Annotated in this window: 7 protein-coding genes; all 7 read right to left on the reverse strand. The window is 68.9% G+C overall.

Annotated elements, in window-relative coordinates; genetic code table 11:
- Positions 1-115: 115 nt before the first annotated feature.
- Positions 116-1741, reverse strand: coding sequence for a GTPase (locus tag Amac_RS43475; protein ID WP_155360297.1), 1626 nt, complete (start codon positions 1739-1741; stop codon positions 116-118).
- The gene (locus tag Amac_RS43480; RefSeq protein WP_246269075.1) at positions 1738-4455 is read right to left on the reverse strand and encodes a GTPase; all 2718 of its coding nucleotides are present in this window, start codon (positions 4453-4455) and stop codon (positions 1738-1740) included. Before Amac_RS43480 ends, Amac_RS43475 begins: the two co-directional genes overlap by 4 nt.
- Positions 4456-4538: 83 nt before the next feature.
- Positions 4539-5771, reverse strand: coding sequence for a uroporphyrinogen-III C-methyltransferase (gene cobA / locus Amac_RS43485; protein WP_155360298.1), 1233 nt, complete (start codon positions 5769-5771; stop codon positions 4539-4541).
- A gap of 79 nt (positions 5772-5850) precedes the next feature.
- Complete coding sequence (gene speB, locus Amac_RS43490; protein WP_155360299.1) at positions 5851-6864, reverse strand: agmatinase; 1014 nt, start codon at positions 6862-6864, stop codon at positions 5851-5853.
- Positions 6865-7012: 148 nt separating this feature from the next.
- On the reverse strand, positions 7013-8389 hold the full coding sequence (locus tag Amac_RS43495) for a nicotinate-nucleotide--dimethylbenzimidazole phosphoribosyltransferase (protein WP_246269076.1): 1377 nt from the start codon (positions 8387-8389) through the stop codon (positions 7013-7015).
- Positions 8390-8399: 10 nt separating this feature from the next.
- Complete coding sequence (gene cobC, locus Amac_RS43500) at positions 8400-9431, reverse strand: Rv2231c family histidinol phosphate aminotransferase CobC (protein WP_246269077.1); 1032 nt, start codon at positions 9429-9431, stop codon at positions 8400-8402.
- A gap of 569 nt (positions 9432-10000) precedes the next feature.
- The coding region (locus Amac_RS43505) for a transposase (protein ID WP_155360300.1) at positions 10001-10447 on the reverse strand (447 nt) is incomplete at its 5' end.

Here is a 10447-nt window from a genome sequence, read left to right on the forward strand (position 1 = left end):
CGGTCCGGACCCTCGCCGGACTCGCGCTCACCCTCCCGCGGACCGCCCCCACCCGAAGCGACCGAACGACGCTCTGTGGATAACGGGCGTTATCCACAGGGCTCGAAGCGGGCTGTCAGAACTTCGCGGTATTCAATGCCTCGTGATAATCGTTGTAGCGCTGCAGCTCGCGCTCCACTGGCTCCACGACCAGTTCCTGCGCCACGCCGGAAACCCGCCGCCGCATGTCCCGCTCCAGCCGGTCCCGCTCGGACCCGGCCGCGAGCACGATGAAGTTCCGGCTGGCCACCGCGGAGAGCAGGCCGACGCCGAGCACGCTGGCCATCATGAGCAGCACCCACGGCAGCACCCCGACGTCGCCCAGCAGGTCGGTCGGCGGCGGCCCGGCCTCGAAGACGCCGTAGAACACGATCGCGCCGGTCACGCCCAGGCCCGCCAGGAACAGCAGGACCAGGAGGTACTGCCAGATCTTGGCCAGCCACCACCAGGCGGGCACCCGGTCCAGCGGCGGCGCGATCTCGCCCAGCTCGTCGGTCAGCACTTTGGGCAGCTGGCCGGATCGGGAGCGGGCCGCGTCCCTGACGCCGTCCTGCCAGATCTCGGGCATGCCCTGGCTGAGCCCGTCCGACAGCGCTTGGACGGCGTTGTCCACCTCGGCGGGCTGGGCCCGGACCGAGCCGCCGACGAGGGTGCGGATGTCGTCCTTGACGTCGCCGAGGCGCAGGCTCTTCAGCGGGTCGGGCCGGAACATGGCGGCCCAGCGGGCGTAGGGCCAGCCGACCCAGTCGATCGAGCGCACGCCGTAGACGTTCTCGATGGCCTCGCCGACCGCGGCCGCGCCGACGGCGTCGCACAGCGCGTCGGCGAGCCCGGCCCGGCGGGCGCCGTCCACGGTGGGCTCGACGTGCAGCAGGTCGGGCATGTCCTTGGCCACCCGCAGCATGAGCTTGTCCAGGTCGGCCTCCAGGCGGAGGTATCCGGCCCGGCGCGCGCTCACCGAATCGGCCAGCACGGCCTTCAGGCCGTCGATGCCCTTGCCGGTCGTCGCCGACGTGGCGACCACCTTCGGGTTGGCCACGCCCTCCCGCTCCAGCAGCTCCTCCAGGTCGGCCACGCAGATGGCCTGCTCCTCCGGGGTCAGCCGGTCGGCCTGGTTGAGCACGAAGACGGTCACGGCGTCGTGCCCGGCCAGCTCGGTCACGTAGCGCCGATGGGTGGCCGCGTCGGCGTATTTCTGCGGGTCGAGCACCCAGACGATCAGGTCGGCGGCGGTGATCAGCCGGTCCGCCTCAGTGTCGGTGAGCGCCCTGATGGAGTCATGGTCGGGCAGGTCGAGCAGGATCAGGCCGTGCAACTGGCTCTCGCCCTTGTCCAGCGCGCTGGCCCGGGCGAACCGGTGCCGCCACTGGATCTGCAGCCAGTCCAGCAACGGCGCGGCCCCCTCCAGCCCCCACACGCAGGCGTGCGTGCGTGCCGTGGTCGGGCGGCGTACGCCGGTCGGCGACAGCTCGAGCCCGGAGACCGAGTTGAACAGGGATGACTTGCCGCTGCCGGTGCCCCCGGCGAGCGCCACCACGGTGTGGTCAGGTGAAAGTTTGAGCCGGTTTCCGGCCCGCAGCAGGAGCTGGGTGGCCTCATCGAGCAGCTCCGGATCGACCCGTCCCTGGCCCAGCTCGACCACCCTGGCGAGGGCGGCGAGCCTGGTGCCAAGTCCGTGCCGGGGTTCGGCGCTGATTGTCATCGGGCTACCTCGAGGTTGTAGGTGGCCTGGTAGAGCCGGGTTGCCGCGGCTTCGTCCGGGATCCCGGCGCTGTCCAGCGCGTCGACATAGCGCAGCGTCTCATCGTCGAAGAGCAGGCCGATCCTGGCCCGCAGGTCGCTGCGCGCTTTGGCGCTGATGCTGCGCAGCGACTCGGCGCCGAGCAGCCCGCGCAGCAGCCGCTGCGGCAGGGCGCTGTTGCCGGAGCCGACCGACACGTCGGTGGTGCCGTATCCGAGCAGCCCCACCGTGAAGATCAACGCCAATGACTGCACATCGAAGGAGACGAGCTTGGCCACCGAACGTTTGGTCACACCCTCGGTTCTGATCAGCTCGGTCACGTGGTCCTGCCACGAGGTGACCATGCGGGAGGTCCGGCGCACGGCCTCCTCGGTCGGGCGGCCGAGACCGGGGAGGGCGGCCAGTTTGTCCCCCGCTCCGGCACGCTGCCGCCAGCGGGTGACGACCTCCTCGGCAGCGCGCTGGGCAGCCGAGGTGATCACGGATTCCAGGCCGGTGTGCAGGGCGCCCTTGAGCGCGCGCAGTCGTTCCGGGCCCTGCTGGCCCGCTTTGGACGCGCGGCGGAGCTGTAACGTGCGCATGAGATCACCAGAGCCGGCGAAGTCCTGCCAGCGAGCCAGCACCTCGCCGCGCAGCAGCGAGCCGTTCCTGGTGGCCTCGTCGATCTCGGCCAGCGCGCTCATGTATGCGGAGTCCACGTCCGAGCGCAGGTCCGCGCGAAGCGCCACCTGGGTCTCCAGGTGCCGGGCGAGTGCGGGGACGCGGTTGCGGAAGCTGTTGAGCACGCCGTTCAGGGTCATCTGCACGGCGTGGGTGCGCCGCTGGTCGTCCACGGAGAGCTCGGCCAGCCACATCCGCAGCTCGGTGACCTGGTCGTCGGGCAGCCTGCCATTGGTGACGGTGGTCTCGTTGACGATGAAACGTTCGACCTCGCCCAGGCCGTATTCGTCGAGCATGCGGACGAAGTGCTTCACGATCACGTCGCGGGACTTGGGCGGGACCCGGGTCAGGATGATCACCAGCCGGGCGTTGCGCTCCTTGGCCAGCCGGAGCAGGCCCCAGGAGGGCGCGTCGGCGTATCGGGCGGCCGTGGTGACGAACACCCACAGGTCGGCGGCGTCGAGCATGCGGTGCGCGATCTGGTGGTGTTCCTCGACGACCGAATCGATGTCGGGGGTGTCGAGCAGGGCGACGCCCTGGGGCAGTCGTTCGGTCGGGGCGATCACGATGCTGTCGAGCCCCGCGCCCTCGCCCGGTTTGTCCAGCCTTCTCAGGCCGGGGAGCAGGTCGCCCTTGACGAACCAGTCGCGGTCGTCCGGATGACAGGCCAGGACGGGTGTGCCGGTGGTCGGGCGGCGGACCCCGGTGGCGCTGACCTGCTGCGCGGCGAGCGTGTTGACCAGGGTGGACTTGCCCGCGCCGGTGCTGCCCGCGACCACGACCAGCGCCGGAGCCGTGCTCATGTGCACGCGCGGGATCACGTAGTCGTCCAGCTGCGTCAGCACCGCGGCCTGCGACTTGCGCGCCTCATCGGCTCCCGGCACGTCAAGCCCGAAGTGCAACCCGGTGACGGCCTCCCTGAGCTGGGCCAGAGCCGCCGTCAACGCCGCCGACACCGTCTCAGGCAACTTCTCTTCCTGCACGGCCCGCGCGAACGTTCCACTCTTCACCCGGGCCACATCACCGGCGTCACTCCCGTAACCACCGTCGGCACCCTCACCCGAGGAGGCCACCGGGTCCCCGAAGGAGTCCGCATCGCCATCCGAGACAGCATCCGGGGAATCCTGGACACCACTCGGGGAGCCTCCGTCATCGCCAGAGTCCTTGAGATCGCCCGAGGTCCTGGCGGTACCCGAGCCTTGGGCATCGGCCGAACGCTTGACGCCGCCAGAACTCCAGATATCGCCCGGATCCTTGGCGACCAAGCTCTTGGCACCCACGGAACGCTTGGCATCGGCCGAATCCTGGGCGTCGCCAGAACTTCCGGCATCGCCCGAATCTGTCACATCGGCCAAACCCATGGCACCATGCGAGCCCTTGAGATCGGCCGGACCCTGGGCGTCGCCAGAACTTCCGGCATCGCCCGAATCTCTCACATCGGCCAAACCCTTGACGCCACGCGGGCCCTTGAGATCGGCCGGACCCTGGGTGTCGCCCAAGCCTCTGACGTTGCCCGAACCCTTGGGATCAATCGAATCCTGGGCGTCGTCCGAGTTCTTGCCGTCTCCCGAGGCGCCGTCGGCCGGCGAATCGGCTCGGTCTTCGTCGGATCCTGGGGTGTCATCCGAGGAGTCCACGGCGTCAGCTGGGGGAGTCGCCGCATCGGTGTGAGGACGGGGCGCAGAGCCAGTCTTGGCGGGGTTCCGGAAGAAGCTCCAGGGTTGTTCTGTATTGTCGGGCTCTGTGGTGGCCTGAGTGGTTTGTTCCGCGTTTTCCGGGTCGGAAGCGGCGGGTTCGGGGGTGGGCTCCTCGGCTGGAGTGGCGCTGACCGACAGATGAGCCCAAGCGCTCTCGGTCTTCTTGCCGGAGGTGCCCTCCTGGGCGGCCAGCACCTTCGCTCTGACCGCTTGGTTGATCACCGGTTCCGGGGTGGAACCAGGGGGTGGGTCGTCGGGCCGGATGGCGCGGAACGACGCCGTCTGCTCACCGGGGCCCTCGTCGACCTCGTCGTTCACGGTATCTCCCGTGGTGCCGATCATTGGGTAACCCGGTGCGTCACCGGAGGCATGCTCGTGTCCGGGCACGTTGGGGGCCGACTTCACGGGACCCTCTCCGCTCGCACCATCTCAATCTCCTGGCCGACTCCGACGACGTCCCCGACGATCACGATCGCCGGGGGCCGAAGCCCGGCGGCGGTCACTCGCTCCGCCACGGTGGACAAGGTGGCGATTACTGTGCGCTGGGTGGGAAGAGTACCGTCCTGTACCACCATTACGGGAGTTTCCGGCGAACGTCCGTCACCTTGCAGAGTTTCCGCGATCTCCGCGAGACGTTCAACCGCCATCAGAAGTATCAGGGTTCCCTGGGATCGCGCCAATCCCTTCCAGTCCACGCTCGACTCAGGATGCCCCGGCGGCACGTGCACGGACACGACATGGAAGTCCTGGCTCACTCCCCGATGGGTGACCGGAACCCCCGCCGCGGCGGGGACCGCGACCGCGCTGGTGATGCCCGGCACCACGATGACCGGCACTCCCGCCTTCGCGCACGCGATCATCTCCTCGCCGCCGCGCCCGAAGACGAACGGGTCGCCGCCCTTGAGCCGGACCACGAAACGCCCGGCTTTGGCATGCTCGACAAGGAGTTCGTTGATCCGCTCCTGGGACAGGAACCTCCCGTACGGAACTTTTGCCGCGTCGATGAGCTCGACGTCGGGCGGCAGTTCGTCCAGCAGGCTGCGCGGGGCCAGGCGGTCGGCCACGACCACGTCGGCCTGGGACAGCAGCTGGCGCCCGCGTACTGAGATCAGCCCGGGGTCGCCGGGGCCGCCGCCGACCAGGGCGACGCCGACCGGTTTGGTGCGGTGGCGGCGAGCGTCGACCGTACCGTCCCGGAGTGCGCTGACGACGGCGTCGCGGATGCCGGCGGCGCGGCGTGGGTCGCCGCCCGCGGTGATCGCGACGCTGACCTCGTCGACCCTGCCGCTGGCCGGGGTCCAGGCGGCGGAGGCGTCCTTGTCGTCGGCGCGGACGCACCAGATGCGTTTCGCTTCGGCCTCGGCGGCGATAGCGATGTTGGCGTCGCGGTTGCTGGTGCAGGCGTGCACCAGCCAGGCTCCGTCACAGTCCCCCGGCTGGTACGGCCTGCGTTCCCAGACCACACGGCCGTCGGCGATCAGGTCGTCCAGGGCAGGGGTGACGCTCGGCGAGACCAGGGTGATCGACGCCCCCGCGTCCAGGAGCGCGGGCACCCGCCGCTGGGCGACACGTCCGCCTCCGACGACCAGCACCCGCCGGCCGTCGAGCCGCAGTCCGAGCAGATAGGGCGCCATCTCTCCCCATTGGGTCAACACAGGTCCGTTAGGAGGTAAACCTACCGCCTGACCTGTGACGGCACTTACGAGATGCTTCTTATCGGCCTTCGAGCAGGGGCTTCCTGGGATCCCAGGGCTCCCCTCCTGCGGCGACCTCTCTCCGGCGGGCGATCGCGGACAGTGCTTCGAGGACGACACGGTTTCCGAGGAAGGCGGTGATGTCCGCGTGATCGTACGGCGGAGCGACCTCGACGATCTCGACGCCGAGGACTGGCAACTCATAGCAAATGCGGCGAACGGCGTCGAGAAGTTCGCGGGCGGTCAGGCCTCCGGGTTCGGGGGTGCCCGTGCCGGGGGCGTGGCCCGGGTCGCAGACGTCGATGTCGACCGAGAGGAAGATCCCGTCGCAGTCGTCCAGGGCGATCGTGAACGCCTCGGTGAGGCAGTCGGGGAGGCCTCGGGCGACGATTTCCGTCATTTCGTACGATCGCATGTTCTGCTGGGCCATCCAGCTGAGGATTTCCGGGCCGGGCCAGTAGCCGCGCAGGCCGAGCTGGAGGAAGCGGTCGCCGCGGATCGCGCCGGATTCGATCAGGCGGCGCATGGGCTGGCCGTGTCCGTAGAGGTGGCCGAACTCGATCTCACCGGTGTCGGCGTGGGCGTCAAAGTGGATCATGGATATGCGGCCGAAGCCGTGGTGACGTGCTACGCCACGAGCGTCGGGGAGCGCGATGGTGTGATCGCCGCCGAGGATCACCGGAATCGCGCCGGACTGGGCGATCGTGTAGACGGCGGCCTCGATGTCCTTGATCGAGTTCTCGAGGTCGCCCGAGTAGCACTCCACGTCACCGGCGTCGAGGACCTTGAGGTCTTTCAGGCCGTCCACGCGCAGGGCCATGCTCGGCCGGGATCCGTCATGGCTCAGGTAGCACGCCTGCCGCAGGGCCTGCGGCCCGAACCGTGCGCCCGGCCGATTGCTGGTGCCGCCGTCGAAAGGCGCCCCGACGATAACGACGTCGGCCCCCGCGAAGGTACTCGGATCGGTCAGGTCGCAGCGATCAACACCAAGGAACGTGATATCCGGCCCGAACATGGGCCCATACCTAGCCATACCGCCATCATCCACCTAGGACCTGATCCACCGATCAAATACCCGACTCGCCAAACAGCCACATGAGCCCCGGTGTCACCCTCGTCCACGAGGCTGTCCGCAGGCGTCATGGGTCCGGGCGTTTGCCTCCTGTCGGTGAACTCGCCGCTCAGGTTTTGTCGGACACGCCGGCGGAGTCGAAGGTGGCGACGTCGTGCATGACGCGTGCTGCGGCGACGACCAGCGGGTGGGCGAGCAGTCCTCCTGTGCCCTCGCCGAGCCGGAGTTCGAGATCGACGAGTGGGCGTAGGCCGAGGAACTCCAGCGCCGCCGTGTGTCCGGGTTCAGCGGAGCGATGTCCGGCGATGCAGTATCCGACCGCCTCCGGCGCCAAAGCCACCGCCACCAGTGCCGCCGCTCCAGCGATCACCCCGTCCAGCACGACGGGAATGCGCTGCGCGGCGGCGCCAAGCACAAACCCGGCAATCGCCGCGTGCTCAAAACCCCCGACAGCCGCCAAAATGCGCAGGGCCCGGGCCTGATCTCCAGTCATTACGGCGATCTCGCCCCGCGCGTCGGGAGCCCCAGCAGTGTCAGAGTGTGACAGCGCACTGGTCTCCGCGTGAACGTGTGAAAGCACCGCGACACCCGTGTCATCGCCTAGAACGGCCGCAGCATCCACATCGGGGTGTGGGTCCACCGCAGCAGCCACATCAGCGCGCGGAACTGCCGCAGCAGCCACGTCGGCGGGGGGAAATGCTGTGGTTTCGGGGTGACGGGTAGGAGTTGGCGTTTTGGGTTCTGCGGGTGGTGATTGAGGGCTGTCACTTGATGTCGGTGGAGGGGTTCCGAGGATTGTGTTCTTTGTTAGGGCCTGACGGATGATGGCGATTTTGTGGTGGAGGGTGGCGTCGTCGATGCCGGTTCCCCTGCCGGTTACCTCGGCGGGGTCGCGGCCGGTGAAGGCGCAGATCAGGGCGGCCGATGCGGTGGTGTTGGCGATGCCCATGTCGCCGGTGACGAGGCAGCGGGCGCCGTCGGCGATCAAGGTGGTGGCTGTTTCGATGCCGGAGTGGAGGGCGGTCAGGGCCTGATCTTCGGTCATGGCGGGGCCCTGGGAGAGGTCGGCGGTGCCGTACCCGGTCTTGTGGATGAGGAGGTTCGGGGCGGGGGGCAGGTCGGTGGCGACGCCGACGTCGACAACGGTGACCGAGATGCCCGCCTGGGCGGCGAAGGCGTTCGCGACGGCGCCGCCGGCGAGGAAGTTGGCCACCATTTGGGTGGTGACCTCCTGGGGCCATGGGCTGACGCCCTGCGCGTGGACGCCGTGGTCGGCGGCGAAAATGGCCAGTGCGGCGGGTTCCGGGAGTGGGGGCGGCGAGAGCGCGGCGATTCCGGCGAGCCGGACGGCCACGTCCTCCAGGGCGCCGAGTGATCCGCGTGGTTTGGTGAGCCGGTCCTGATGGGCTCTGGCCTCGGCCATCGCCGCCGCGTCCGGTGGGCTGATCGCCGCGATGGTCTCGGTCAGTCGGGTACGGCTCGGCACGGGGCACTCCTCAGCGCGTGGGGGACGTGTTCATTGTGACTTCCAATGCTTTGAGCAACGCGTCCGAGGTGTCCGGATCGCGTACGGCGATGCGGATCCAGTCCTCGCCTAGTCCGGGGAACGTGTCGCCGCGGCGGACGGCGAATCCCTTCTCGCGTAAGGGCAGCCGCACTGCGGGGAGTCGTACGCAGACGAATGACGCTTGGGGGTTGGGGACGATGTGCGCTCCCAGCGACCGTAGGCCGGAGACCAGGTAGTCACGGTCTGTGGCTAGTTGTCTGGCCCATGTTTCGGCTTCCGCGATCGCTTGAGGGGTCATGCAGGCTTCCGCTGCGGCCAGAGCCGGTGTGGAGACGGCCCAGAGCGGTTGGGCCTCCGTCAGTTGGGTGATCGTGGGGGCGTCCGCGAGCACGTACCCGATTCGCAGCCCCGCCAGTCCCCAGGTCTTCGTCAGGCTGCGGATCACGATCAATCCGGGGAGTTGTACGGATGCCAGTGACTCCGGTTCTCCGGGGACACAATCCGCGAACGCCTCATCTACCACCAACGTCCTGCCTGGGCGGATAAGGCTCCGGAGAATCCTCGCCGGGTGCGATACCGAAGTGGGATTTGTCGGGTTGCCGACCATCACCAGATCCGCGTCCTCCGGCACGAGCTCGGGATCCAGCATGAACGCGCCCGACAGGATGACCCGCTCCACCCGATGTCCCGCAGCCGCCAGCGCAGCCTCCGGCTCGGTGAACTGCGGATGCACCACCACCGCCCGCCGAGGCCGAAGCACCCGCGCCAACAGGACGAACGCCTCTGCCGCGCCAGCCGTCAGCAGCACCTCATCGACATCACGCCCATGCCGTTCCGCCACCGCGGCCCTGGCCCGATCCCCAGACGGATAAGCCGCGAGATCGCCGACAGCATCACGCACCACGTCCGCAAGCCATCCTGGCGGCATCCCCTGCCGGACATTCACCGCGAGATCCACTAACCCTGGCGCAACCTCACGATCCCCGTGATGCCGCAAATCCACCCATTCAGACACGACCAGCGACCATATCCCACCCGATTCCGGACCTCGCCAGAGTGGTGATTGCCGGGTTCTCCCACCCACCCAGCCCGTTTGTTTCCCTCGGGCTCCGCCCGACCCCGCCATCCCCGTGACTGCCCAAGGAAACGACAGTCGCATCACCGTGGTTCTCCCACCCACCCACCCTCCCTTCTGCCCTGCCCTGCCGGGCCGGCCGCTCGCGCGGGCGACTTTGCCCTGCCGGGCCAGCGCTCGCGCGGGGACTTTGCCCCTACCGGGCTGGCGCTCGCGCGAGGACTTTGCCCCTGCCGGGTCGGCCGCTCGCGCGGGCGACTTTGCCCTGCCGGGCCGGCCGCTCGCGCGGGGACTTTGCCCCTGCCGGGCTGGCGCTCGCGCGGGCGACGTGGTTGTCGTTTCGTCTGGCAGCCACGGTGTTGGCGGGGGTGGGTGGAGCCCGAGGATAAGCAGTGGGTTGGGCAGGTGGGGGAACCCCGGGTGCTGTGGTTGTCGAGTCGTGTGGGAACCCACGGCGATGACGGGTTCGGGCGGAGCCCGAGGGGGAATCGAAGGGCTGATGCTCCTATGTCCTGTCAAGCGGCTGGAGCAAGATCTTTTCGTGTGCTGGGCTGGGTTTTCGGGTGGGTCAGTATCCGGTAGAGCTGGCGTGCGATGTATCGCTTGAGGCAGCGGATGATCTCTCGTTTGGAGAGGCCTTCCTTGGTGCGTCGTTTGACGTAGGCGCGGGTGTTCGGGTCGTGGCTCATACGGACGAGTGTGATGGTGTACAGGGCGCGGTTGGCTTGCCGGTCGCCGCCGCGGTTGAGGCGGTGACGAGTGGTGCGGCCGCTGGAGGCCGGGACGGGCGAGACGCCGCACAGGGACGCGAAGGCCGCTTCGCTGGTCAGCCGGTCGGGGTTGTCGCCGCAGACGGCCAGGAGCTGCGCGGCGGTCTCCACGCCGACGCCGTGAACGGCGAGCAGGTCGGGCCGGACTCGCTCGACCATGGGCTGGAGCTGGCCGTCGAGGGTGTCGATCTC

It is taken from the genome of Acrocarpospora macrocephala, assembly GCF_009687865.1.
In the GTDB taxonomy this organism is placed as follows: domain Bacteria; phylum Actinomycetota; class Actinomycetes; order Streptosporangiales; family Streptosporangiaceae; genus Acrocarpospora; species Acrocarpospora macrocephala.